The 25,015-nt window shown below is 74.6% G+C and carries 24 protein-coding genes; 15 read left to right on the top strand and 9 right to left on the bottom strand.

Annotated features, from left to right (window positions below):
- The first annotated feature begins 17 nt into the window (after window positions 1-17).
- Genes ACFWV2_RS06785 through ACFWV2_RS06755 form a run of 7 tightly spaced genes read left to right on the top strand, consistent with a single transcriptional unit; the run spans window position 18 to window position 7,505 of the window.
- Complete coding sequence (locus ACFWV2_RS06785; protein WP_384402727.1) at window positions 18-1,169, top strand: inositol-3-phosphate synthase; 1,152 nt, start codon at window positions 18-20, stop codon at window positions 1,167-1,169.
- Window positions 1,166-2,506: a UbiA family prenyltransferase gene (locus tag ACFWV2_RS06780; protein WP_384402724.1), complete on the top strand. Its 1,341-nt coding sequence runs from the start codon at window positions 1,166-1,168 to the stop codon at window positions 2,504-2,506. Before ACFWV2_RS06785 ends, ACFWV2_RS06780 begins: the two co-directional genes overlap by 4 nt.
- Window positions 2,503-3,390 carry a sugar phosphate isomerase/epimerase family protein gene (locus tag ACFWV2_RS06775; protein ID WP_384402721.1) on the top strand — a complete coding sequence of 296 codons (888 nt, stop codon included), beginning with the start codon at window positions 2,503-2,505 and terminating at the stop codon, window positions 3,388-3,390. The genes ACFWV2_RS06780 and ACFWV2_RS06775 overlap by 4 nt, the downstream gene beginning before the upstream one ends.
- Entirely contained in the window at window positions 3,387-4,046 is a 660-nt protein-coding gene (locus tag ACFWV2_RS06770; RefSeq protein WP_384402718.1) for an EboA domain-containing protein, read from the top strand. Before ACFWV2_RS06775 ends, ACFWV2_RS06770 begins: the two co-directional genes overlap by 4 nt.
- Window positions 4,046-4,894 (top strand): TatD family hydrolase, encoded by an 849-nt coding sequence (locus ACFWV2_RS06765; protein WP_384402715.1) that lies wholly within the window; start codon window positions 4,046-4,048, stop codon window positions 4,892-4,894. Before ACFWV2_RS06770 ends, ACFWV2_RS06765 begins: the two co-directional genes overlap by 1 nt.
- A gap of 14 nt (window positions 4,895-4,908) precedes the next feature.
- Entirely contained in the window at window positions 4,909-6,081 is a 1,173-nt protein-coding gene (eboE, locus tag ACFWV2_RS06760) for a metabolite traffic protein EboE (protein WP_384402712.1), read from the top strand.
- Entirely contained in the window at window positions 6,078-7,505 is a 1,428-nt protein-coding gene (locus ACFWV2_RS06755) for an alkaline phosphatase family protein (protein ID WP_384402709.1), read from the top strand. The genes eboE and ACFWV2_RS06755 overlap by 4 nt, the downstream gene beginning before the upstream one ends.
- A gap of 116 nt (window positions 7,506-7,621) precedes the next feature.
- On the opposite strand, the gene ACFWV2_RS06750 is transcribed toward ACFWV2_RS06755, so the two are convergent.
- On the bottom strand, window positions 7,622-8,761 hold the full coding sequence (locus tag ACFWV2_RS06750; RefSeq protein WP_384402706.1) for an aromatic ring-hydroxylating dioxygenase subunit alpha: 1,140 nt from the start codon (window positions 8,759-8,761) through the stop codon (window positions 7,622-7,624).
- Between the two features lie 174 nt (window positions 8,762-8,935).
- On the opposite strand from ACFWV2_RS06750, the gene ACFWV2_RS06745 reads away from it, so the two are divergent.
- The 6 genes from ACFWV2_RS06745 (at window position 8,936) to ACFWV2_RS06720 (ending at window position 15,109) form a co-directional block, all read left to right on the top strand.
- The gene (locus tag ACFWV2_RS06745; RefSeq protein ID WP_384402703.1) at window positions 8,936-9,649 is read left to right on the top strand and encodes a class I SAM-dependent methyltransferase; all 714 of its coding nucleotides are present in this window, start codon (window positions 8,936-8,938) and stop codon (window positions 9,647-9,649) included.
- Between the two features lie 58 nt (window positions 9,650-9,707).
- The gene (locus ACFWV2_RS06740; RefSeq protein WP_384402700.1) at window positions 9,708-10,862 is read left to right on the top strand and encodes a nucleotide disphospho-sugar-binding domain-containing protein; all 1,155 of its coding nucleotides are present in this window, start codon (window positions 9,708-9,710) and stop codon (window positions 10,860-10,862) included.
- Window positions 10,863-10,924: 62 nt separating this feature from the next.
- The gene (locus ACFWV2_RS06735) at window positions 10,925-11,734 is read left to right on the top strand and encodes a phytanoyl-CoA dioxygenase family protein (protein ID WP_384402697.1); all 810 of its coding nucleotides are present in this window, start codon (window positions 10,925-10,927) and stop codon (window positions 11,732-11,734) included.
- On the top strand, window positions 11,731-12,858 hold the full coding sequence (locus tag ACFWV2_RS06730) for a hypothetical protein (protein ID WP_384402694.1): 1,128 nt from the start codon (window positions 11,731-11,733) through the stop codon (window positions 12,856-12,858). The genes ACFWV2_RS06735 and ACFWV2_RS06730 overlap by 4 nt, the downstream gene beginning before the upstream one ends.
- Window positions 12,855-14,138, top strand: a complete 1,284-nt coding sequence (locus ACFWV2_RS06725; protein WP_384402691.1) for an activator-dependent family glycosyltransferase — start codon at window positions 12,855-12,857, stop codon at window positions 14,136-14,138. Before ACFWV2_RS06730 ends, ACFWV2_RS06725 begins: the two co-directional genes overlap by 4 nt.
- 2 nt (window positions 14,139-14,140) lie before the next feature.
- The gene (locus ACFWV2_RS06720) at window positions 14,141-15,109 is read left to right on the top strand and encodes an SRPBCC family protein (RefSeq protein ID WP_384402688.1); all 969 of its coding nucleotides are present in this window, start codon (window positions 14,141-14,143) and stop codon (window positions 15,107-15,109) included.
- On the opposite strand, the gene ACFWV2_RS06715 is transcribed toward ACFWV2_RS06720, so the two are convergent.
- Window positions 15,099-15,428, bottom strand: coding sequence for a muconolactone Delta-isomerase (locus tag ACFWV2_RS06715; protein WP_384402685.1), 330 nt, complete (start codon window positions 15,426-15,428; stop codon window positions 15,099-15,101). The genes ACFWV2_RS06720 and ACFWV2_RS06715 overlap by 11 nt on opposite strands.
- 142 nt (window positions 15,429-15,570) lie before the next feature.
- Between ACFWV2_RS06715 and rfbB the strand changes: the two genes are divergently transcribed.
- Together rfbB and rfbD are read left to right on the top strand one after the other, a co-directional pair.
- Entirely contained in the window at window positions 15,571-16,566 is a 996-nt protein-coding gene (gene rfbB, locus ACFWV2_RS06710; protein ID WP_384402682.1) for a dTDP-glucose 4,6-dehydratase, read from the top strand.
- Window positions 16,563-17,414, top strand: a complete 852-nt coding sequence (rfbD, locus tag ACFWV2_RS06705; RefSeq protein ID WP_384402679.1) for a dTDP-4-dehydrorhamnose reductase — start codon at window positions 16,563-16,565, stop codon at window positions 17,412-17,414. Before rfbB ends, rfbD begins: the two co-directional genes overlap by 4 nt.
- Here the strand turns inward: rfbD and ACFWV2_RS06700 are convergent.
- From ACFWV2_RS06700 to ACFWV2_RS06670, 7 genes are all read right to left on the bottom strand, one after another.
- Window positions 17,407-18,708 carry an activator-dependent family glycosyltransferase gene (locus tag ACFWV2_RS06700; RefSeq protein ID WP_384402676.1) on the bottom strand — a complete coding sequence of 434 codons (1,302 nt, stop codon included), beginning with the start codon at window positions 18,706-18,708 and terminating at the stop codon, window positions 17,407-17,409. The genes rfbD and ACFWV2_RS06700 overlap by 8 nt on opposite strands.
- Before the next feature lie 66 nt (window positions 18,709-18,774).
- A complete protein-coding gene (locus tag ACFWV2_RS06695) occupies window positions 18,775-19,182 on the bottom strand; it encodes a MarR family winged helix-turn-helix transcriptional regulator (RefSeq protein WP_384402673.1) in 408 nt (135 codons plus the stop codon).
- Between the two features lie 83 nt (window positions 19,183-19,265).
- On the bottom strand, window positions 19,266-20,567 hold the full coding sequence (locus tag ACFWV2_RS06690) for an activator-dependent family glycosyltransferase (protein WP_384402670.1): 1,302 nt from the start codon (window positions 20,565-20,567) through the stop codon (window positions 19,266-19,268).
- A 78-nt stretch (window positions 20,568-20,645) separates the two neighbouring features.
- Window positions 20,646-21,449 (bottom strand): SDR family NAD(P)-dependent oxidoreductase, encoded by an 804-nt coding sequence (locus ACFWV2_RS06685; protein WP_384402668.1) that lies wholly within the window; start codon window positions 21,447-21,449, stop codon window positions 20,646-20,648.
- 77 nt (window positions 21,450-21,526) lie between these two features.
- The gene (locus tag ACFWV2_RS06680) at window positions 21,527-22,750 is read right to left on the bottom strand and encodes a nucleotide disphospho-sugar-binding domain-containing protein (protein WP_384402665.1); all 1,224 of its coding nucleotides are present in this window, start codon (window positions 22,748-22,750) and stop codon (window positions 21,527-21,529) included.
- A 38-nt stretch (window positions 22,751-22,788) separates the two neighbouring features.
- Entirely contained in the window at window positions 22,789-23,973 is a 1,185-nt protein-coding gene (locus tag ACFWV2_RS06675) for a hypothetical protein (RefSeq protein ID WP_384402661.1), read from the bottom strand.
- Between the two features lie 102 nt (window positions 23,974-24,075).
- Complete coding sequence (locus tag ACFWV2_RS06670; RefSeq protein WP_384402658.1) at window positions 24,076-24,894, bottom strand: NAD(P)H-binding protein; 819 nt, start codon at window positions 24,892-24,894, stop codon at window positions 24,076-24,078.
- Window positions 24,895-25,015 lie beyond the last annotated feature (121 nt).

Genomic DNA, 25,015 nt, shown 5'->3' with positions numbered 1-25,015 from the left:
GGTCAGGGAGGCAGCCCGTGCAGCAAGGGAACGCGAGGCGAACGCCGGTCGACGACCGGCGGGAACGCACCGGGGTCTGGTTCGTCGGGGCTCGCGGCTCGGTCGCGACCACGGCCGTCGCCGGCTGCGCGGCCGTCACCGCCGGACTCCACCCGCCGACCGGCATGGTCACGGAGACCCCGCCGTTCACGGACGTCGGCCTGCCTCCCCTGGAGGCCCTCGTCTTCGGCGGCCACGACACGGCCGACTGCCCGTTGCCGAAACGCGCCGAGGACCTCACCGCGGCCGGCGTGCTCCCCGCCGGTCTCACCCGGGCGGTCCACGCCGAACTGGCGGCGGCCGAGCGGGAGATACGGCCGGGCGGACCGCTCCCCGGGGACCGCCGCACCGACGAGGAGCTGATCGCGGGCTTCACCGCCGACCTCGTCGACTTCCGTACCCGCCACGCCCTGGCGCGGGTCGTCGTCGTCCACGTCGCCTCCACCGAGCCGTTGCCCGTACCGGGGGCCGAGCGCCTGCCGGCCAGCTCGCTCTACGCGGCCGCCGCCCTGCGCGCCGGCTGCCCCTACGTCAACTTCACCCCCTCCACCGGGCTGCGCGGCCCCGCCCTCGCCGACGCCGCCGTGACGAGCGGCGTCCCCCACGCGGGCCGGGACGGGAAGACGGGGCAATCCCTGCTGCGGTCCGTCCTCGCCCCGATGTTCGTCCAGCGGACCCTGACCGTGCGCGCCTGGTCCGGCACCAACCTGCTGGGCGGCGGGGACGGGGCGACGCTGGCCGACCCGGCCGCCGCGGCCGCCAAGAACGCCGGGAAGGCGCGGGTCATCGGCGACACGCTCGGGGCCGACGTCGAGGGCACCGTCCACATCGACGACGTCCCGGCCCTCGGCGAGTGGAAGACCGCCTGGGACCACATCGCCTTCGACGGCTTCCTCGGTTCCCGCATGATCCTCCAGACCATCTGGCAGGGCTGCGACTCGGCTCTCGCCGCCCCCCTGGTCCTGGACCTGGCCCGGCTCGTCGCCCGAGCCCACGAGGCCGGCCTCACCGGGCCCCGCCCCGAACTCGGTTTCTACTTCAAGGACCCGGACGGCGGCCCCGCCGGCCTGTCCGAGCAGTTCGCCGCGCTGCTCGCCTTCGCGGACCGCCTCAGGGGGGCGGCCGGATGACCGGCTCCCCGTTCTCGCGCCGGCTGCCCGGCGCCGTCGGGACACTACGGGCGTGGGGCGAGCTGCTGCGCGTGTCGGCGCTGCTCAGCGTCCCGGGCGACGCCCTCGCGGGGGCGGCGGCCGCCGGGTTCAGGCCCGGCCGGGGAACCGCCTGGGCCATCGGCGCCTCCCTCTGTCTGTACGAGGCGGGGATGGCGCTCAACGACTGGGCGGACCGGGACGTGGACGCCGTCGAACGACCGCACCGGCCCCTTCCCTCCGGCCGCGTCGCGCCGGGCGCCGCGCTCGGTGCGGCGGGCGCCCTGACCGTCACCGGCCTCGCCCTCGCGTCCCGCGCCGGACGCCCCGCCCTGGCGGTCGCCTCGGCGCTGGCCGCGACGGTGTGGGCGTACGACCTCCGCCTCAAGCACACGGCCGCCGGCCCCGCGGCCATGGCCACCGCGCGCGGCCTGGACCTCCTCCTGGGCGCGCTGGCGGCGGGGCCCGCGGAGGGGGTGCGGCAATCCCCTCCCCTGACGCCGGGCGCGCCCGGGGGGCGCACCGGGCTCAGCGCGACGGGGGCCGGGAGCCGCGCGGGGATCAGCGCGGCCCATCGCCGGACCGGGATCAGCGCGACGGCGGTCGGGAGCCGTACCGGGACGAGCGGGACCGTGGCCGATCGCCGTACGAGGATCAGCTCGGCGGATCGCCGTACCGGGATCGGCGCGGTCGTGGCCGGAAGCCGACCCGGGACCAGCCTGGCCGCGCCCGCGACCACCGCGCCCGCGCGCCGGACCGCGATCACCGTGCTGCGAGCCGCCGCACCCGCCGCGGCGACACTCGCCGCACACACCTACGCCGTCACCGCGGTCTCCCGGCACGAAGCCCACGGAGGCTCCACCGCCGTCCCGCTGGGAGCCCTCGCCACGACGGCGCTCCTCTGCGTCCTCACCGCCGAAACCGGGTCGTCCCGGTCCGGCGCCCGCACAAGGCCTCTCACCGGTGCCCGGACCGGCGCCCGCCCGTGGCCTCCCACCAGCACCCGGCCCCGCACCCGTACCGGCGCTCCGCCCCCGCCGTCCGCCGCGGTGCGCGACCTCCTCGGCCGCGCCATGGCGAACCGGATCACCCTGCTCCTCGCCGCCGCCTATCTCCGTACCGCCGCCCGTCCCCTCCTGGACGCCGCCCTGAACCCGTCCCCGCAGCTCACCCAACGCGCCGTCGGCGGCGGCATCCGGGCGATGATCCCGCTCCAGGCCGCGCTCGCCGCCCGCTCCGGGGCACCGGTCGCCGGACTGGCCCTCCTCGGCCTCGCCCCGGCTGCCCGCCGCCTCGCGCGAAGGATCAGCCCCACATGACCGGGCCGCGCGCGGACGCCGACGCCACCGGCCTGCGCTACGGGTACGGGACCAATGGACTGACCGACCTCCGGCTCGACGATGCCCTCGCCCTCCTCGCCGACCTCGGCTACGACGGCGTCGGCCTCACCCTCGACCACATGCACCTCGACCCCCTCGCGCCCGGCCTGGCCGCCCGCACCGCGCGCGTGGCGCGCCGGCTGGGCGCCCTCGGCCTCACCGCCACCGTCGAGACCGGCGCCCGCTACGTCCTCGACCCCCGTCGCAAGCACGGGCCCTCGCTCCTCGACGCCGACCCGGACGCCCGCGCCGCCCGCATCCGGCTGCTCCTCATCGCCGTCCGCACCGCCGCCGACCTCGGTGCCCACGCCGTGCACTGCTTCAGCGGCACGAGGCCGCCCGGCACCGACCTGGACACCGCCTGGGCCCGCCTCGCGTCCTCCCTCGCACCGGTCGTCGAGGCCGCCGAGGCCGGCGGTGTGCCCCTCGCGATCGAACCCGAACCCGGCCATCTGCTCGCCACACTCGACGACTTCCACCATCTGCGCGCCCTCACGGGAGAACCCGCGTCCCTCGGGCTCACGCTCGACATCGGCCACTGCCAGTGCCTGGAACCCACGCCGGCCGCCACCTGCGTCCGGGACGCCGCCCCCTGGCTGCGTCACGTCCAGATCGAGGACATGCGCCGAGGTGTCCACGAGCACCTTCCGTTCGGCGAGGGCGAGATCGACTTCCCTCCGGTCCTCGCCGCCCTCGCCTCCACCGGCTACCGGGGACTCACCGTCGTCGAACTGCCCCGCCACTCCCACGCGGGCCCCGAACTCGCCCGTACCTCCCTGCCGTTCCTCCGAGCCATGGAGGCGAAAGGAGCGCCGCACCAGTGACCGACACCCCCCACCCGGCCCCGCTCCCCGCCCTGCGCACCGCCCTCGACGCCCAGCTCCCCGTGACCGCCCGCGCCTGGCTGGACGACGCCCTCGCCGAGGCGGCGCGGGCGGACAGCGCACCCCTGGACGCCTCGCCGCACACCCTCCCCGCCTGGGAGCTGCGGTTCGCCGCCGCCGGACGCCGGTGCGGGCCCGAGCACGCCGACACCGCCCGCATCCTCCTCCTCGCCGAGGCCCGTCCCGGTCCGGTGACCCTGGCCCGCCTCTACCACCAGGGCAGCGCCGCCGAACGCCGGGCCGTCCTGCGTGCCCTGCCGTACCTGGTCCCCGGCCCCGAAGCCCTGCCCCTCGTCGAGGACGCACTGCGCACCCACGACGCCCGGCTCGTCGCGACGGCCGTCGGCCCCTACGCGGCCGCCCACCTCGACCAGCACGCCTGGCGGCACGCCGTCCTCAAATGCCTCTTCACCCACGTCCCCGTCGACGCGGTCGCGGGACTGCGGCAGCGCGCCCGCGGCGACACGGCACTGGCCCGCATGCTCACCGACCACGCCGCCGAACGCACCGCCGCCGGCCGCGACGTCCCCCACGACCTGCACCGCGTCCTCGCCCTGGCCGGGCAGGACCGCCCCCAGCCCCCCGAGGAGTGCTGATGCGCATCTTCGACCCCCACATCCACATGACCTCCCGCACCACCGACGACTACGAGGCCATGTACGCCGCAGGCGTCCGCGCCCTCGTCGAACCGGCCTTCTGGCTCGGCCAGCCGCGCACCTCACCGGCCAGCTTCTTCGACTACTTCGACGCCCTCCTCGGCTGGGAGCCGTACCGGGCCGCCCAGTACGGCATCGCCCACCACTGCACCCTGGCGCTCAACCCCAAGGAGGCGAACGACCCCCGCTGCACCCCCGTCCTCGACGCCCTGCCCCGCTACCTCGTCAAGGACTCCGTGGTCGCCGTCGGCGAGATCGGCTACGACTCGATGACCCCCGCCGAGGACACCGCCCTGGCCGCGCAGCTCCAGCTCGCCGCCGACCACGACCTGCCGGCGCTCGTCCACACCCCGCACCGGGACAAGCTCGCCGGTCTGCGCCGCACCATCGACGTCGTCCGGGAATCGGCGCTGCCCTCCGACCACGTCCTCCTCGACCACCTCAACGAGACGACGGTCGAGGAGGCCAAGGAGAGCGGATGCTGGCTCGGCTTCTCCGTCTACCCGGACACCAAGATGGACGAGGACCGGATGGTCGCGATCCTGCGGACCTACGGCCCGGAGAAGGTCCTCGTCAACTCGGCCGCGGACTGGGGGAGGAGCGACCCGCTCAAGACCCGCCGGGTCGGTGACGCGATGCTCACCGCCGGGTTCGACGAGGACGACGTCGACCGGGTCCTGTGGCGCAACCCCGTGGCCTTCTACGGGCTCAGCGGCCGTCTGGCCCTCGACGTACCCCTCCCGCACGGAACCCACGAGGGCAACTCCGTGCTCCGCGGCGGGGAATGAAGGGCGGGTCACCGGTGCGCTTCCGCCACGCCGACGGCTCTGTCGTCCACCTCTCCTACTGCACCAACGTCCACCCCGCCGAGACGCTCGACGGCGTCCTCGCCCAGCTGCGCGACCACTGCGAACCGGTCCGCAGGCGCCTCGGCCGCGACCGTCTCGGCATCGGCCTGTGGCTCGCCAGGGCCGCCGTCCGCGCCCTGATCGACGACCCGGCCGCCCTGCGCGGCCTGAGGGCCGAACTGGACCGCCGCGGACTCGAGGTCGTCACGCTCAACGGCTTCCCGTACGAGGGGTTCGGCCGCGACGAGGTCAAACACCGGGTCTACACACCGGACTGGACGCATCCCGACCGCCTCGCCCACACCACCCACCTGGCCCGCCTCCTCACCGCGCTCCTGCCCGACGACGTCACCGAGGGCACGATCTCCACCCTTCCGCTCGCCTGGCGCACGCCCTTCGGCGCGGCCCGGGCCGAGGCCGCCCGCGGCGCCCTCACCACACTGGCCGAACGGCTCGACACCTTGCACGAGTCGACGGGCAAGTCCATCCGGGTGGCGCTCGAACCCGAACCCGGCTGCGTCGTCGAGACCACCGCCGACGCCATCGCCCCCCTCACCGCCGTCGACGCACCGCACCGCGTCGGCGTCTGCGTCGACACCTGCCACCTCGCCACCTCCTTCGAGGACCCGGCCACCGCACTGACCGCGCTGCACACGGCGGGCGTCACCATCCCCAAGGCCCAGCTCTCCGCCGCCCTCCACGCCGAGCACCCGCGCCTGCCCGCCGTACGCGAGGCACTGGCCGCCTTCGCCGAGCCCCGCTTCCTCCACCAGACCCGCACCGTCACCCCCGACGGCCTCCGCGGCACCGACGACCTCGACGACGCCCTCGACGGCGGGGCCCTGCCCGACGCGAGCCCCTGGCGCTCCCACTTCCACGTCCCCCTGCACGCCAGGCCCGCCCCTCCGCTGACCTCCACGTTCCCCGTGCTCGTGGAGACCCTCGGCCTGCTCGTCGGCGGCCCCGTCCCCCGTACCCGTCACCTGGAGGTCGAGACGTACACCTGGCAGGCACTGCCTCCCGAGCTGCGCCCGGTCACGCGCGCTCAGCTCTGCGACGGCATCGCCGCCGAACTCACCCTGGCCCGCGACCTCCTGACCGACCTCGGACTGAAGGAACTGCCATGACCGACACGCACGGCGCCTCCGACGCGTCCGCGGGGCCGCGCCCCGTCCCCCTCCTCGTCCTGGACGTCGTCGGCCTCACTCCCCGGCTCCTCGACCACATGCCGAACCTGAGGGAACTCGCCGCCGCGGGCTCCCGGGCGCCGCTGACCACGGTCCTGCCCGCCGTCACCTGCACCGCCCAGTCCACCTTCCTCACCGGCGCCCTCCCCTCCGAGCACGGCATCGTGGCCAACGGCTGGTACTTCCGCGAACTCGGCGAAGTCCTGCTCTGGCGCCAGCACAACGCCCTCGTCGCCGGTGACCGGCTCTGGGACGCCGCCCGCCGGACCTGGCCCGACTACACCGTCGCCAACATCTGCTGGTGGTACGCGATGGGCGCCGACACCGACATCACCGTCACACCGCGTCCCGTCTACTACGCCGACGGCCGCAAGGAGCCCGACTGCTACACCCGCCCGCCGGCCCTGCACGCCGAACTCACCGAGAAGTTCGGCACCTTCCCCCTCTTCCACTTCTGGGGGCCGGGAGCCGACCTCGTCTCCAGCCGCTGGATCGCCGACGCCACCCGGCACATCATGCGCACCCGCCGGCCCGACCTCGCCCTGTGCTACCTGCCGCACCTCGACTACGACCTCCAGCGCTTCGGCCCCGACGACCCGCGCGCGCACCGGGCCGCCGCGGCACTCGACACCGTCATCGGCCCGCTCCTCGACGACGCGCGGCGCGAAGGACGTACCGTCGTGGTCCTGTCCGAGTACGGCATCACCCGGGTGAGCCGCCCCGTCGACATCAACCGGGCCCTGCGCCGCGCGGGACTCCTGGAAGTCCACACCCAGGACGGCATGGAGTACCTCGACCCGGGCGCCTCCCGCGCCTTCGCCGTGGCCGACCACCAGCTCGCCCACGTGTACGTGCGCAGGCCCGAGGACATCGCGGCCGTCCGCGATGTCCTCGCCGACCTGGACGGCGTCGAGCGACTCCTCGACGAGGAGGGGAAGAAGACGTACGGCCTCGACCACCCCCGCTCGGGCGAGCTCGTCGCCCTCGCCGAACCGGACGCCTGGTTCACGTACTACTACTGGCTGGACGACGCCCGTGCCCCCGACTTCGCCCAGCTCGTCGAGATCCACCGCAAACCGGGCTACGACCCCGCCGAACTCTTCATGGACCCCGAGTCCCCGACCGTCCGTCTCAGGGCCGCCGCCGCCGTGGCCCGCAAGAAGCTCGGCATGCGCTACCGCCTCGCCGTGGTCCCCCTGGACCCCTCGCCCGTCCGCGGCAGCCACGGCCGCCTCCCGGCGAACGACGAGGAGGGCCCGCTCGTCCTGTGCTCGACACCGGGGGCGGTGAGCGGCCGCCTGGCGGCCACCGAGGTGAAGTCCCTGCTCCTGCGCCTGACCACTCCGACGTCCACCGGGCCCTGACGACGAGCTCGCGCCGTCCCGGGTGAAGGCGGTCGCGGACACGAGAGGCGTCGGACTCCGCTGCCGGCCCGTAGGGGTGACGGCGCTCACGGATACCCGCGGGGGAGTGCGGAGCCTCAGCGGGCGCCGGGCCAGTCGGCGTCCTCGCTGAGCAGGGCACGGGCCAGGGAGCGGTAGAAGAGGAGGACGCCGGGTTCCTTCGGGGAGAGATGGCCCCGAGCGGCGAAGCGGGAACCGGCGCCGCGCTGGACCGCCTCCAGGCCCCGGCGGTCCTCGCCGTTGATCAGGGAGGCGTAGGCTTCGGCCTCTTTCCGCACGGCCTCCCGGTCCTGCCCCTCGACCATGGCGGCCGGCATCAGGACCCCGCCCCGGACCGTGGTGCGGTCGAGGGCCGAGGGGATGAGGCTGAGCCAGATCACCATGTCGCCCGAGGCGGCGAGGCTGCCCGAGGGGAAGACGAAGAAGCCGTACAGATGGGCCCGTTCCTCCTCCGTGAGGTCGAGGACGACGGGCTCCAGCGGGGCCGAGTACCGGACCCGCATGCTGTCGGCCCAGGGTGAGTCCGACCGGACCGTCGTCTCCGCGCCGCCGGGCGTGGTCGGTTGCAGCGTCTCCGGGTGGAAGCCCATGACGTGGTAGTTCTCGTGCGCGTTCTCGACGGCGACCTTCCAGTTGCAGTGCCATTCCTCCGTCCAGCCCGCGGCCTGGGTCAGCTCCGGCAGGCGGTAGTTGGCCAGGTCCTCGCCGATCCGCCGCAGGTGGGGCCCCAGGGGCTCGGCGGTGGCGTCGAGGTTGACGAAGACGAACCCGTGCCAGTCCTCCACCGCGAAACGGGGCAGCTGACACGCCGCGGGATCGAACGCCGGATTCCGCTTCATGTGGGTGGCGCCGACGAGCCGGCCGTCGAGCCCGTACCGCCACAGGTGGTACGGGCAGGTGAACACGTCCGTGCGGCCCGAACCCTCCTCCACCACCGGCATCAGCCGGTGCCGGCACACCGGCGACATCCCACGGAGCGTCCCGTCCTCGCCCCGGACCACCACCACCGGTTCGCCCGCGACCGACAGGGCCACGTAGGCCCCGGTCTCCGCCAGTTCGTCGACGTGCGCCACCAGCACCCAGGAACGGCCGAACACCCGCTCCTGCTCCACCTTCCACAGCTCGGGCGAGGTGAAAGCCGCCGGGGGCAGGCTCAACTCCTCGGCGTCCGGCCCCAGATAGCGCTCCAACTCCGCCACGATCTCCCCGACGTCCACGTCGGCCCTCCGCTCGTTCCGGTTCTCGACCCGGTGCCGTCCCGGGTCCCGTCCCGTCCGGTCGAAGGTGACCGCGCGTCCTGGTGAATCGGTCGCCGCCCGGTCGACGCGCCACCGCCGACGCCTCCACCCGTCCTGGGTGATTCCTCCAGCCCTCCTTCCGACGATCCGTGCATGTACGGCGCTGAACTCACCGAGATCCACGACCTCATCCACGAGAGCCGCGGCAAGGACTACGGGGCCGAGGCGCGCGAGCTGACCCGGCACGTCCGCCGTCTGCGGCCCGACGCCCGCTCCCTCCTCGACGTGGCCTGCGGCACCGGAGCCCACCTCCGCCACTTCGCGGGGCTCTTCGACGCGGTGACGGGCCTCGAACTGTCCGAGCCGATGGTCCGCGCGGCGCGCCGTGCGCTGCCGGACGTCCCCGTGCACGTCGGTGACATGCGGGCCTTCGACCTGGACACCCGGTTCGACGTGGTCACCTGCATGTTCGGGTCCCTCGGCTACGCGACCGAAGAGACCGAACTCCACGCCGCCCTGGCCGCCTTCGCACGGCACCTGACGCCGGGCGGAGTGGTCGCCGTGGACCCCTGGTGGTTCCCCGAGACGTACCTCGACGGGCACGTCTCGGCGGACGTGGCCACCGTGGCGGGGCGGACCGTGGCCCGGGTCTCGCACTCCGCGCGTGAGGGGGAGGCGTGCCGGATGGACGTGCACTACGTGGTGGCCGACGCCCGCACCGGCGCCCGGCACTTCACCGAGACCCACCGCATCTCCCTCTTCACCCGCACGGCCTACGAGAAGGCCTTCCGGGCCGCCGGCCTGACCGTCGCGTACGTCCCCGGTCCGCATTCCGGCCGGGGCCTCTTCCTCGGGACCGCCCCGTGAGCCCCGGCCTCGTGCGACCCCGACGAAACGCATCCCTCGATCCCTGCCTGGGGGCAGCATGCGCGTCCTGTTCGTGACCTCTCCCGGCCTCGGCCACCTCTTCCCGACCGTCCCCCTCGCCCAGGCGTTCCGCGCGGCCGGCCACCGGGTCCGGTACGCCACCGGCGGGCTCAGCCTGGGCGTCGCAGAGGCGGGGTTCGACGTCGTGGACGTCACCCCCGGCCTGGACTACCTGCCCGTCTACGTGCCCCGGGGGACCGCGGCCGGGGCCGACGGCCCGTCGGACCACCCCATGTTCGCCGAGGACCCCGAGGACGCCGAACTGGCCACGCTCTTCGCCCGGGTCTCCGGGGTAATGGCGGACGGCGCCCTGGCGGCGGCCCGGGAGTGGTCCCCCGACCTGGTGGTCGCCCCGCCCCTCCAGGGCGTCGGCCGCCTCCTCGCCGCCGCGCTCGGCGTGCCACTCGTCGAGCCCCGCCTCGGTTCGTACGACAGCGGCGCCCGGCTGCGCACCCTGCTCCGTGCCGGGATGGAACCCCACTGGGCCCGGCACGGCGTCACCGGCGAACCTCCGGCGACCATCCCGCTCACCACCCTGCCGCCGAGCCTCACCGCCCTCCTTCCCGAGGACCGCCGGACCCCCGAGGCCCGCCCGGTGCGCCACCTGCCCTTCAACGGAGGGACCGTGCTGCCCGACTGGCTCGCGGAGACGCCCCGGCTGCCGCGCATCGCCGTCACCCTCGGCACCATCGAGGCCCAGTGGGGCGGCATCGCGATCCTGGGCCCGCTCATGGAAGCGGCCCGGGGCGTGGACGCCGAATTCGTGCTCACCCTGGGTGGCGGCGACCCGGCCCTGCTGGCCGACGTGCCGCCCAACGTCCGGCTGGTCGACTGGGCCCCGCTCGACCTGCTCCTCGACACCTGCACCGCGGTCATCCACCACGGCGGCAGCGGGACCATGCTCACGGCCGCCGCCGCCGGGCTCCCGCAGTGCGTCATCCCGCGGGGCTCGTACCAGCAGACGGGCGCGGACCTGCTGCCCGCGCGGGGCATCGGGATCGTGGCGGAGCCCGGGACGCTCGGCGCCGCCGAGTGCCGGGCGCTCCTCAAGGACGAGCGCCTCCGCGACAACGCCCACCAGGTCCGGGACGAGATGCTCGCGATGCCCACGCCGGCCGAGACCGTGGGCGGGCTCGTCCAGTCCCTCGGATGAACGCCCTCCCGCGCCCACCCACGGTCCCTTCCGCCCCCCACCCCACGAGGAAAGGCGATCACGTGCTGACAACCCCCGACCTGACGGAGAGCGGTCTGCCGACCGAGGAGGCTCTCCGTCGCTTCCACGACCAGGGATTCGTCCACCTCCGGGCGGTGCTGTCCGCCGAGGAGGTCGCCGGGTTCCGGACCGCCGCCGAGGAGCTCCTCGCCGGCGAGGGCCCGGCGGTCTGGGGCGCCTCCGAGGACGAGACCCAGGTCCACTACGTCGAGGCGGCCTGGCGCAAGCACCCCGCACTGCGCCGGCTGGCCCTGCACCCCGCCGTGACCCGGGCCGCCGAACACCTCGCCGGCGGCCCGCTGCGGCTCTACGGCACCGACGTGCTCAAGAAGGACCCCGACGTGCACCTGCCCACCGTCGTCCACGACGACGAGCCGGGCCTCCCCCTCGCCGGACTGACCCGGGCGCTGACGGCGTGGATCCCCCTGGCGGACGTTCCCGCCGACCGGGGATGCCTGGTCTACGTTCCCGGATCGCACCGGCGCCCCCTCGAACACCGCCAGGTCCACCTGGCCGGGTTCCAGGACTACCGGCCGATGGAGGAGATCTGGCCCGAGTTCCCGTTCAGCCCCAGGGTGGCCGTCCCCATGCGCGCCGGGGACGTGGTCTTCCACGACTTCCGCACCGTGCACATGGCCGGGGTCAACACCGACAGCGAGCGCCGGCTCGCCTTCGCCTCCGTCTACATGGACTCCGACGCCACGTACCGTCCGGGCGTCCAGGACCATCCGGTGGCCCACCTCGCACCCGGCGCGCCCGTCGACGGGGACCGGTTCCCCCTGATCACCGCCGATCCCGGCGCCACCTCGTGACCACGGGGGAGTACGCGGAGCCGGGGGATCCGGCGGAGCAGGAGGAGCTCGCGGAGCTGGGGGAGCGGTTGCAGCGCGAGCACGGCACGCTGTGGCTGCACCGGCTCAAGGGCGACCCGTACGCCGCTCTGCTCTGCGACATCGACGACGACCCGTCGCCGACGCGCGAACGGGTCCTGGCGGCCGGGCCGCTGTGGCGCTCCCGCACCGGAGCCTGGGTCACCGCCGACCCGGAAACGGCGGCCGCGCTGCTCGCTCACCCGGGCATCGGGCACGTGGCGGTCCTGCCGGGGGAGGCCGCCGTGACGGACGTGCGGGTGCCGGGCGGCCTCGACTCCCTCTGCTCGCGGCTGCTCGATGCGGCGGGGCCCGAGTTCGACCTGGTCGCCGACGTGGCCGAGCCGCTGGCGGCGGGCGCCCTCGCCGAGGTGTGCGCGATCCCCGGGAGGGACCTCGACCGGTTCGCCGAGGCCCTCTCCGCCTGCGGCCCCGCCCAGGACGCCGTGCTGTGCCCGCAGCGGCTCGCCGTCACCCGGCGCCTGCGTACCGGCCTCGACGAGCTGCGGTCCCTCCTCGCCTGTGCCCCGCCCGGCGCACCGGGCCCGGCGACGGTCGCCGTCGCCGCCCGCACCGGCGCCGACCTCGTCACCAGGGCCGTGCTGCGGTCGCGGCTCCCGCCGTCGGCCCGCGAAGCCCGGCGGACGGCGGGGGAGGCGCTGCGCGCGGAGCCGCCCGGGTGGATCGCGCCCCTGGTGGCCCGTGCCGACCTGGAGGTGGCCGGGGCCCGGATCGCCGAGGGCGAGCGGCTCGCGGTCCTGCACGACGGCGGCCCGGGAGCGGTGACGGCTCCCTGCCACCGCGCCCTGGCCCCGTTCCACCGCGCCCTGGCCGAGGCCGCCCTCGCGGGGCTGGCGGACCGGTACGCCCGGGTGCAGCTCACGGCCCCCCTGGTGCGCCGCCCCAGGGCTCCGCTGACGCGCGGTCCGGCCCGCGCCCGGGTCAGGGCCACGACCACCCCGACGGCCGACGGCGGGGCGGCAGGTACGACCGTCCCGAAGGCTCCCCCGAGGACGGTCGCGTCCCCGCCGACCGGCCTCGGGGCAAGAAGAGGAGAAGTCCGATGAAGGTTCTGTTCACCTCGCTGGAGGGCAGCCACTTCCAGCTGCTCGCCCCGCTGGCGTGGGCGCTGCGCACCGCCGGCCACGAGGTGCGGGCCGCCTGCGTCCCCGGCGTGGTGGAGACCGTCACCCGGTCCGGGATCACGGCCGTCCCGATCGAGAGCCCCCCGTGGTACGAGGCACTGGGCGAGTTCCACCAGGAGGCCATCGCCCACTTCGGCACCGCCGACCAGGACCGGGAGCCGGACCGGGTGGAGACCTGGGAGGAGCAGCTCGGCTACGAGAGCGTCATCGTGCCGGCCCTCAACTCCCGCCTGAACTCCGACACCATGATCGACGAACTGGTGGCCCTCGCCCGGCACTGGCGCCCCGACCTCGTCATCTGGGAGACGCTCTGCCTGGCGGGCCCGGTCGCGGCGCTCACCGTGGGCGCGGCCCACGCCCGTCTGGTCTCCGGGCCCGAACTGGCCATGCAACTGGGGACCCGGCGGACCTTCCTGCGCCTGGCCGCGGAGCAGGAGCCCGAGCACCGGGAGGACCCCACGGCGGAGTGGCTGGACTGGACGCTGGAACGCCTCGGTGCCGGGACCCGGTTCCACGAGTCCGTGCTCACCGGCCAGTGGACCGTCGACACCCGGCCGGCGAGCCTCCGCGAGGACCTGGGCATCCCGACGGTCCCGGCCCGCTACATCCCTTACAACGGGCCCGCGGTCGTGCCCCGTTGGCTCCGCGAGCCACCACTGCGCCCCCGGGTCTGCCTGACCCTGGGGGTCAGCATCGACAGCAGCTACGGCCTCTGGGACCTCGACACGGTCCTCATCGGCATGCTGGGCGCGCTCGGCGAGCTGGACGTGGAGGTGGTCGCCGCGCTCTCCGCCCGGCAGCGCGCACACCTGCCGCCGCTCCCGGACGCCGTACGGGTGGTGGACCGGGTGCCGATGCACGACCTGCTGCCGACCTGCGCGGCGGTGGTGCACCACGGTGGCTACCAGACCAAGGCCACGGCCGAGTACCACGGTGTTCCCCAGGTCCTGCTCACCGGCTGGGAGTGGGTCACGGAGTCCATGGGCGCCGCCTACGAGAAGCAGGGCAACGTCCTGTCCCTCCCGCTGCGGGAGTTCACCGCGGACCGCTTCCGGGAGAACGTCGCGCGCGTGCTGACGGACCCGTCGTTCGCGGCGAACGCGCAGCGCCTGCGGCGGGAGATCGAGGAGATGCCGACACCCAACGAGGCCGTCGCCGAGATCGAGCGGCTCACGGCCCGGTACGGAAAGGAACGGCGGTAAGCATGACGCTCACGGAGATCGTGGCGGAGCTGGCCGGGTATCTGGAAGCGGACGCCCCCGAGGTGAGTCTGTCCCCGGCGGCCTTCACCTCCCCCGAGCTGTGGGCGGCGGAGCGGGAGCTGGTCTTCGGACGGTCCTGGCTGCTGGCGGGCCACGCCGCTGAACCGGCCGAACCCGGAGGGTGCTTCACCGTCTCCCCCGCCGGCCGGGCCGTCACCGTCTTCCGGGGCGAGGACGGGACACTGCGGGCGCGGTCCGCCCCGGGCGCGCGCCGGCCCGCCCCGGCCGTGGAGGAGTGGCGGGGCTTCGTCTTCGTCAATCCCGACCCGGACGCCGAGCCGCTGGCGCCGCACCTGCGGCGGATCGGCCGGGAACTCGACGCCTACCGGCTGCCGGAGATGACGCCGATCGCCACCTGGACCGAGGAGTGGCGGTGCAACTGGAAGATCGCGGTCCAGAACGCCCACGAGAACTACCACGCCATGGGACTCCACCCCACCACCGTGGCGCTCATCACCCCACCGGGCGGGGCCATGGAGGTGCGCGCCGACTCGCCCTGGGTGACCCGGCTCCTCAGCCCGTTCCGCGAACCCCTCGCGCACACGGCGCTGCCGCTCTCCGCCGCGCAGCGGGCCACCATGTACAACTGCGCCGTCTTCCCGTGCAGCAGTCTGGCGGCCTTCGGCGACTCCGTCGTCTGGACGGCCATGATCCCGCTGGCCATCGACCGCGTCGAGGTCCGCGGCGGGGTGCTCACGCATCCCTCCGCCCTGGAGGGCCAGGACCGCAACGCGTTCCGCGAGCAGAACGAGGAGAGCGCCGCGGTGGTCAACCGGGAGGACCGTCTCGGCATGGAGGCCGTGCAGCGGGTGGCGGGCTCCCGCTTCGCGGAGCGCGGCCACCTCTCCCCGAAGGAACCCGGGGTCACCGCCTTCTACCGGAGCCTCGCCCGCGCCCTCGTCACCGGGTGACGGTGACGTCCCCGGCCGCTCCGCCCCGCTTCTCGAAGGCCGTCGGGTCGAAGCCGCCCACCTCCGCCAGCGGGATCACCTCGAAGCGGAGGTGCGGGCTGAGCGGGTTCCCGTACAGCAGGGTGTTCAGCTCCTCGTGGGAGTCCACCTCGTAGATCAGCAGGCCGCCCGAGGCGCCGACCCGGATCCAGTTGTGCCGGATGACTCCCCTGCCGACCAGTTCCTTGACGTACGCGAAGCCCTCGGGCAGCCGCCGCCGGAACTCGTCGGCGGGGATTCCGGTGGGGGACTGGGTGGCGAGGACAGCGAACAGGGCCATGGCTCCTCCAGCGTTCGGGATCTCGACGCCCGAGTCTCGGCCGCGCCGGTCACCGACGGGTCGACGACGGATGGAGCCGGAAGAGGGCCGCGACCAGGGACCGTCGTCGAATGCTCGACCCGCGGCGGGCACCGTGACCCGCGTGAATCTCCTGCTTACCGGAGCGGCCGGTTTCATCGGCTCGGCCTACGTCCGTTCCCTGCTGTCCGAGGACCCGGCCGTCCACGTCACCGTGCTGGACCGCCTGACCTACGCGAGCAGTCTCGACAACCTCGACGTCTCCCACCCCCGACTGCGGTTCGTGCACGGGGACATCTGCGACCCCGTCCTGGTCGACCGGCTGACGGCCGGCGCCGACCAGGTGGTGCACTTCGCCGCCGAATCGCACGTGGACCGCTCCATCACCGGAGCGGAGCCCTTCGTCCGCACCAACGTGCTGGGCACCCAGACGCTCCTCGACGCGGCCGTGCGCCACGGCGTCGGCCCCTTCGTCCACGTCTCGACCGACGAGGTCTACGGCTCCATCGCCGAGGGCGCCTGGACCGAGGACTGCCCGCTGAGCCCCAACTCCCCCTACGCGGCCTCCAAGGCCGCATCCGACCTGCTCGCCCTGGCCCAGCACCGCACCCACGGCCTCGACGTGCGGATCACCCGCTGTTCCAACAACTACGGGCCGCGCCAGTTCCCGGAGAAGCTGATCCCGCTCTTCGTCACCAACCTGCTGGACGGGGAGCACGTGCCGCTCTACGGCGAGGGCACCCACGTACGCGAGTGGGTGCACGTCGAGGACCACTGTGCCGGCATCGACCTGGTCCGCACCCGGGGACGGGCCGGCGAGGTCTACCACCTCGGCGGCGGCACCGGCCTCACCAACCGGGAACTGACCGACCTGCTCCTCGACGCCTGCGGGGCCGACTCCAGCCGGATCCGGCGGGTGCCCGATCGCAAGGGCCACGACCGGCGCTACGCCCTCGACGACGGCAAGGCCCGCGCCGAGCTCGGCTACCGTCCCCGGCACGCCTTCGCCGACGGCCTCCCGGCCACCGTCGACTGGTACCGGCGGCACCGCGACTGGTGGGAACCGCTCAAGCGCCGTCTGCGCGAGCCGCTGGACACAGCCGTCCGGGCCCCGGGATGAGGTGGCTGGTCACGGGGGCGGGCGGACTCCTCGGCCGTGAGGTGACGGCGGCCCTGGCGGCCGAGGGCGCGGACGCGGTCGGCCTGGACCGGCGGGCCCTGGACGTCACCGAACCCGACGCGCTCGCCGCGGCCTTCGCCCGGCACCGCCCCGGCCTCGTGGTCAACTGCGCCGCCTACACGGCCGTGGAGGCGGCCGAGACGGACCCGGACCGGGCCTTCCGCGTCAACGCCGAAGGCCCCCGGCACCTCGCCGGCCTGTGCGCGCGCCACGGGACCCGGCTGCTGCACCTCTCCACCGACTACGTCTTCCCCGGTGATGCCGGCTCCCCGTACCCCGAGGACCACCCCACGGCCCCCCTCAACGTCTACGGACGCAGCAAACGGGCGGGCGAACGGGCGGTCCTCGCGCTCCTGCCGGACCTGGGGGCCGTGGTCCGCACCGCCTGGCTCCACGGTGAGCACGGGCCCAGTTTCGTCCGCACCATGTCCGAGCGGGCGCGGGGCGGCGACCCCGTGGACGTGGTGGCCGATCTGGTGGGGCAGCCGACGTGGGCGGCCGACGTGGCGCGCTCCCTGATCGCCCTCGGAGGCGTCCCCGGGGCGCACGGCGTCTTCCACGCCACCAACGCGGGCCGGGCCAGCTGGTACGAGCTGGCACGCGAGGTGTTCCGGCTGGTCGGCGCCGATCCCCGGCGGGTGAGGCCGGTGTCCGCCGCGGTCTTCGGCGGGCGCGCCCCCCGGCCCCGGTACACGGTGCTGGGCCACGACCGGTGGCGTGAGGCGGGCATCCCGGCGCCCCGGTCGTGGCGCGCGGCCCTGGCCGAGGCGCTGGACCGGCTCAGCTGAGCCGGCGGTGACGCGCGGTCAGCGCTTGGAGGACCGGAACCAGGTCGGCGGGCGAGGGGGCCGCCTCGATCTCGTTCCGCAGCCGGGCCGCGTTCCGCGCGTACGAGGGCTCCTCCAGCACCCGCGTCACCAGGCCCCGCAGCTCCGCCGGGCGCAGCGGACCGGACCCGGACGGGCGCAGTCCGGCCCCCGACCGTTCGATCAGCGCCGCCCGGGGGTGGATGTCCCACAGGTCGTTGGGGACGACGATCTGGGGCACGCCGTGCACCAGCGCGTTCTGCGCGGTGCCGAAGCCACCCTGGTGCACGATCGCCGAGCAGGTGGGCAGCAGGGCGTCCAGCGGTACGAAGTCCACCACCCGCACATTGCCCGGGACGTGGCCGACCTCGGCCAACTGCCCGGAGTCGAGGGTCGCCACCACCTCGGCGTCCAGCTCGCCCAACGACTCCAGCAGAGCCGGTACGGAGGTCTGCTCACCGCCCATCACCTCACGGAACGAGAGCCCCAGGGTGAGGCAGACCCGGCGCCGGGCCGGCGGTTCGCGCAACCACTCCGGCACCACGGACCGCCCGTTGTACGGAACGTGGCGGACGGGCACCCACGGCAGGGCGGTGGGAGGGCGCAGCGAGGCCGGGGCGGGGTCGAGGGTCCACTGGCCGGTCACCAGGTCCTCCGTGAACCCGACGCCGTACCGGGCCGCCGTCCAGCCGAGCCATTCGGCCAGCGGGTCCTCCCGCAGTCCCCGGGGACGGCCGGCCGACGCGGCCAGGTGCCGTTCCCGCGCCGCGCCCACCAGGTCGAGTCCGTAGAGGAGCCGGGCGTGGGCCGCCCCGGAGGCGCGCGCGGCGACCGCCCCGCCCATCATCAGGGTGTCCCAGACGACGAGATCGGGGCGCCACCGCCGGGCCAGTGCCACCAGGTCGTCCACGGTCTCCTCGGCCGAGAAGTTCTGGAAGATGGCCGAGGTCATCACCGTGAACAGGCCGTCCAGGAAGTCGGGGGTCAGCCGTTCGGGCCGGTCCTCCGCCATCCGCATGAGTTCCTGGGCGTCCGGCGGCTCCGCCAGGCGTTCGGCGGCCTTCTCCCGCCGCTGCCGGAGCTTCTCCACGGACTCGTCCTGGGCGAGCCGGGGTCCTACAGGCACCGCGGGCAGCCCGGCGGCGGTGACGGTGTCCATGAGGTCGGGCTGACTGGCGACGCGCACGTCGTGTCCGGCGGCGCGCAGGGCCCAGGCCAGCGGCACCTGGGCGAAGAAGTGGGGCGGGGCGGCCAGGGTGACGAAGAGCACACGCATGGCGGCGAGGCTAGGGAGCGGACCTCGACACCGCCTCGACCCCCGTTGGTGCGCGCGGGGGAGTCGTCAGCGGGCGGGCAGCCACGCCTCGTCGTCGGTGGCGTGCGCCAGGACGCGCTGGAGGAGGCCGCGCAGGGTCTCGGCCTCGTACGGGGCGAGATCGCCGAGCAGTTCCGCCTCCACCCGCCGCAGCGGCTCGTCGATGCGGGTCAGCAGGTAGTGCGCGGTGTCGGTGATCTCCAGCCGCCGCGAGCGGTCGTCGGCACCCGGGCGGCGGCGTACGTGGCCGGCCTCGACGAGTTCGTTGACCAGCTGGTGCACCGACTGCCGGGCGATGCCCAGCTGACGGGCCAGCTCCGCCATGGTCAGTTCGGGTTCGAGCGAGAGCTGGGCGAGCAGGCCGTACTGGCGCACCGTCAGGTCGTACGCGGCCAGACGCTCGTCCACCCGCCGCGTCGCGACGGTGCTCGCCACGGCCAGGAGATACGGAATGTGCGTCCTCAAGGTGACGTCGCCCCAATCCTCGGAGACAGCGATCTTCCGGCTCCGACCGTATGTCATGCGCCCGTCCGGTGGGCGGCCGTCAGCCGTTCGAGGACGGGTACGATCCCGGCCGGCGTCGGTGTCCCGAGCATCTCGGTGCGCACCCGGGCCGCCGCACGCGCGAACGACGGGTCGTCGAGTACGCGGGTGACCATCGCGCGCAGCCGGCCGGCCGTGAGCCGCTCGGGCGGACACGTCAGCGCCACCCCGGCCGCCCCGGCCCGCTCCGCGCGCGGGGTGTTGCACCACATCCGGGACGGGACGACGACCTGCGGGACCCCGTGGGCCAGGGCGGTCAGGAAGGTACCCGCCCCGCCGTGGTGGATGACCGCCGCGCAGCTCGGCAGGAGTTCGTCCAGCGGGACGAAGTCGAACGCCCGGACGTTCGGCGGCAGCGGCCCGAGGGCGGAGAGCTGCCCGGCGTCGAGCGTGGCCACCACCTCGACGTCCAGGTCGGCCACGGCCTCCAGCAACGCGCCGACCGACGCCTGGTCCTCGCCGACCACCTCCCGGAAGGAGACGCCGAGAGTGAGGCAGATCCGCCGCCGTCCGGTGGGCTCGTCCAGCCGGAGGGGCGCGCCCGCCCGGCCGTTGTACGGCACGTAACGCACCGGAACCCGTGGCAGGGAGACCGGCAGGGCGAGGGAGGCGGGCACCGGGTCCAGGGTCCACTGGCCGACCACGAGCTCCTCGTCGAAGCCCCGGCCGGGACCCTCCAGGCCGTGGCGTTCCAGGACGGGCCCCAACCACTCCTCCAGCGGGTCGTCCCGCAGCTGCGGCGGCAGCCGGTCGAGGACGGCCCGGTACCGCTCGCGCAGCAGACCGACCAGGTCGAGCCCGAACATCAGGCGGGCGTGCGCGGCGCCGACGGCACGGGCGGCGACCGGGCCCGCGTAGGTCATGGTGTCCCAGACGACCAGGTCCGGCCGCCAGTCCCGGGCGAAGGCGACGAGGTCGTCGATCATCCGGTCCGGCACCGTGTTCCGGTGGACCAGTGGCGTCCAGGCGGCGAAGACCCCGTGCAGGTGTTCGGGCGTCAGCCGCTCCGGACGGACCTCACCCGGGTCGAGGACCCGCAGCCAGGCGCCGTCGCGCAGTTCCTCCGGCAGGTCCGCCCCGGCGGGGTTCATCTTGGCGGCGACGTGCAGGGACTCACCGACCGGTACCGCCGTCAGGCCGGCCCCGGTGATGTCCTCGACCACGTCCGGCTGGGTGGCGACCCGCACCTCGTGACCGGCCGCGCGCAGCGCCCAGGCGAGCGGGACCTGGGCGGCCACGTGGGTGGCGGCGGCGAAGGGCTGGAACAGGACGCGCATCGGCGCTCCCCTTTCGGACGGACGGACCGGGTCGACGTGCGGGCGGGGCCGCCGGGCGGGACGGTGGGACGACCGGGGTCACGTCAGGGAGAGCCCGCCGTCCACCGGAACCACCGTCCCGTTGGCGTAGGCGGCCTCCGGCCGGGTGAGCTGCACGATCCACCAGGCCATCTCCTCGGGACGGCCGACCCGGCCGCTCGGCGTCCGGGCGGCGATCCCCTTCAGGAAGTCCCCGTACGCCGGGTCGCCGCCGTCCGGCCCCGGGCCGGCACCGACGTCGGTCACCCCGGGGGCGACTCCGACCACCCGGATGCCGCGCGGGGCCAGTTCGACGGCCCAGGTGCGGGTGAGGAAGTCGAGCCCGGCCTTGGCCGCCCCGTACAGGCCGTTGTCCGGCCAGGACCTCAGACCCAGGGCGCCGGCCGAGCCGATGTTCACCACCGTGCCGGACCGTTCCGCCAGCGGTTCCAGGGCGGCCCGGGTGAGCAGGACCGGGGCCAGGAGATTGGTGTGGAGCTGCCGTTCGGCCTCGGTCCGGTCCAGCGCGGCCAGCGGGCGGTACCCCATCGCGGCCGCGTTGTTGACCAGGACGTCGATCCGCCCGAGGACGTCCAGGGCCGTGTCGACGATCCGCTCGGGGGCGTCCGGCTCCGTGACGTCGGCGACGAGGCCCCGGATGCCGGGGTGCCCCTCGGCGGTCGCGTCGAGCGCGGCCGCGGTGCGTCCGACGACGAGCACCCGGTCCCCGCCCGCGGCGAACGCGCGGGCCGTGGCCCGGCCGATGCCGGTGCCGCCGCCGGTGACGACGATCCCCCGCCCTGCCCCAGCCCCTGGCCGGGCCTCACGGCCTGTTCCTTCGGTTCCCTCGCTTCGGATGGTCATGCCCCGCAGGATCGGCAGCGGACCTCGTATGCGCCTCGACCTTCGCGCACCCGGATCCGCTGCCGGGATCCGGCGCCTCAGGCGCCGGTCGCCAGGGCCTCCAGCGCGGTGGTGAGCGCGGCCGGCGTCGGTGCCTCCGCGACCTCCTCACGGAGCCGCCCGGCCGCGGCCCGATGGGCGCCGTCCTCGATCAGCCGCTCCACGCCGGCCCGGATCGCCGCCTCGTCCGCGAGGTGCCCGGGGACGTGGAGCGCGGCCCCGGTGGCGGCCACCCGCTCCCCGGTGACCTGCTGTTCCGACGCGAACGTCGCGATGAACTGCGGGACCCCCGCCCACAGGGACGTGAGCGTGCTGCCGCTGCCGCCGTGGTGGACGACGGCGGCGGAGCCCGGCAGCAGGGCGGCCAGCGGCAGGTTCTCCGCCACACGGACGGAGGACGGCACCGGGCCGAGCGCGGCCACGTCCCGCGCGGTCGCGGTGAGCACGACCTCGCAGTCCAGTCCGTCGAGGGCGGCGACGATCCGGGGGAGCAGATAGGAGTCGGGGCCGGAGACGGTGGACAGGGCCGTGGACCAGGTGACGCAGACCCTGCGGCCCTCCGGTGGCCGCGCGGTCCACGCCGGGGCGGACCCGGCGCCGTTGTACGGGACGTAGCGCACCGGCAGCCGCGCGGACCCGATCGGCACCTTCAGGGACGGCGGGTTGGGGTCCACGACCCGCTCGATCATCGTCAGGTCGAACGGCCCCAGGCCGTACCGGGCGAACGATCCGCTGCGGTCGGTGGGAACGATCCGCATGTGATCGGGGTCGTGCGGGCTCGCCGGACCCCAGAGGCAGAGCGCCGCCGGAACGCCCAGGACGTCGGCGGCCAGCAGCCCCTCCAGGCTTCCCGGGTCGTACAGGACCAGGTCCGGCCGCCAGTCCCGGGCATAGTCCACGGCCGCGTCGAAGCTCCGGGCCGTCGACGCGTCCAGCTCGGGCGCGACCTCCCGCTCGAAGCGCCGGGTGTCGAAGGCGTCGAGGCGGTCGAGCCGTTCGCCCGTCAGCGGGTGGGGAGGGAGCCACGGGTACGGCCAGATCCCGGCCACCGCCTCCGCGTGGTACTGCAGGCGGAGCCGCAGGACCTCCTCCATGCCCCCGAGGACCGGCACGGGTACCAGGCCGGCCCGTCCCACCGCGGCCGCCTGCGAGGGGGCGCACAGCACCCTGACCTCGTGGCCGGCCGCCTGGAGCGCCCATCCCAGCGGCACCATGGCCGCGTACTGGGTGGGCCACGTGGACACGGTGAACAGAACGCGCACAGCCGCTCCCCTCCTTCCTCCTCGTTCTCCCCGGCCGCTCATTTGGCGCCGAGCGCGGTCCACACGTCGGCGTCCATCCACGTGGGCAGCGTGTCCTCCCCGTTCGTCCCCTTCTCCACGAAGACGATGTTGTGGTAGGCGTGCACCGCCGTGACGGTGCTCTGCGTCGGGGTGGGGCGGACGACGGCGGGATCGCGGTGCTCCCGGTGGTGCAGGTCGTCGATCAGCTCCTTGACGAGACCGAGCGAGGTGTCGGGGCCCGCGACCCCGCCCGCGCTGCCGCCGAAGTCGGTGAAGTACGCGGTCTGGAGGTCCTCGATCACGTAGAGGCCCCCGGGCCGCACGTACGGGAAGAGGGTCCGGAACGAGGTGCGTACGTGCTCGTTCACATGGCTGCCGTCGTCGATGACGATGTCGAACGGCCCGTGCTCGCGGGCCAGCCCGGTCAGGAACTCCGGGTCGTTCTGGTCCCCGACCAGCGCCGTCAGCCGGGGCTCGGTCAGCGCCGTCTTGTCGTAGATGTCCAGGCCGAAGACCGTGCCCCGGGGGAAGTAGCGCTTCCACATCTTCAGCGAGCCGCCGCCGAGGTCGTCGTCGAAGCCGCCGATGCCGATCTCCAGGATCCGCACCGGCCGGTCCCGGTACGGGGCGAAGTGGCGCTCGTAGTGCGCCGTGTACCAGTGGAAGCTGGCCCACTTGTCGGAGCCGTACCGGATGGAGAGCTCACCCAGGTCGGGGGCGCGCCCCGTGCAGCCGGCCATCAGGGTGGCGGTGGCCTGGGCCGCCGCGCGCAGCACCGTGTTCATCTCGGCGAGCAGCTCCCGCACCTGCCCCGGCTCCCCGGGCGTCGGCACGAAGGAGTTGTGGAAGTCCCCGGTGCGCGGGGAGTCCGCCGGCCCGTGGAGCCGGCGGAGCAGCCCCGCCGCCGTGAAGGTCACCCGGGAGCGCACCCGCGCGGAGTCGTCCCCGACCGCGCGGATCGGTTCGTCGCGCACCATGCGCAGGACGGCGGAGTGCCGCTCCCCGCCGTGGGTGACGTCCAGCGCCACGTCGACGGGGGCGGTGTTGACCGGGTCCGGGCAGCGGAACAGCACCTCCCCGACGAGGACGGCTGCCACGTCCGCGAGACCGGCCTCCTTCAGCAGGGCGTCGATCTCGTCGTCGGAGCCGGCTCCGGCCCGGACCAGCCGTCGGATCAGGGCGTTCTGTGCGACATCCACCATGAGGGCGTTTCCCATCGGTCCGCGAAGAAGGTCCCGACCACCGTCGGCGGGCCGGCTGGAGCCCCGCTCAACCGCCGCTGAACGCCCTCGGGACGCGGCCCGTCAGAAGTCCGCCCGGTGGTCGGCCACCCACTGGGCGAAGGTGCGGGCCGGCCGTCCGGTGACCCGCTCGGCGGTGGGGCCCACCGGCACGTCCACCGGGTCCTGGAGCAGCCAGTCGACCGCCTCGGCGGACATCCCCTGGCCCAGCCACAGCGTGCGGGCCGCTTCCACCGTCAGTTCCTCGAAGCGGATCTCGCGGCCGAGGACCTCGCTCAGCACACGCACCTGCTCGGTCTTCGCCAGGGACTCCGGGCCGGCGAAGGAGTACGCCTTCCCGGCGTGCCCGTCCTCCAGCAGCGCCGTCACCGCCACGTCGGCGATGTCGGCCTCGTGCACGGGGGTGCTGCGGGTCGCGCCGAAGGGAGCGCGGACCACGCCCTCGGCCCGGATCGAGGGGGCCCACCAGTCCAGCAGGTTGGCCATGAACTCGCCCGGCCTGACGTGGGTCCACTCGGCACCGGACGCCTCCACCGCCCGTTCCACCGCCGTGTGGTGGTCGCCGCTGTAGTCCCCATCGGCGTACTCGGCCGCCACGGAGGAGAGCACGACGATCCGTCGCACCCCCGCCTTGACGGCCCGGGCGGTGAACTCCTCGGCGGTTCCCGGCAGCGGGAAGAGGTACGCCCGGTCGACACCGGAGAGGGCGGCGTCGAGACTCGCCGGATCGGCGAGGTCGCCCCGGACCGTCTCCACCCCTTCCGGCAGCGAGGCGCGCTCGGGCGAGCGGGTCATGGCACGGACCCGCTCACCCGCCTTCAGCAGCCCCGCCACCACATGCCGGCCCACGTTCCCCGTGGCACCCGTCACCAGAACGGTCATGGTTCCTTCTCCTTCGTCTCTCATCGTGTGTGCGGCAGGCCCGGTCCCGGACCCGCCGACGTTTCCCGGCCGTCCTCTCGAACGGCTAGAACCGCGGTGAACGCGGCCGGTCGACCGCCTG

This window comes from Streptomyces sp. NPDC058671 (assembly GCF_042716475.1).
GTDB lineage: Bacteria > Actinomycetota > Actinomycetes > Streptomycetales > Streptomycetaceae > Streptomyces.
Note: the sequence above shows the minus strand (reverse complement) of the source record. Positions and strands in the feature narration are given on the sequence as shown.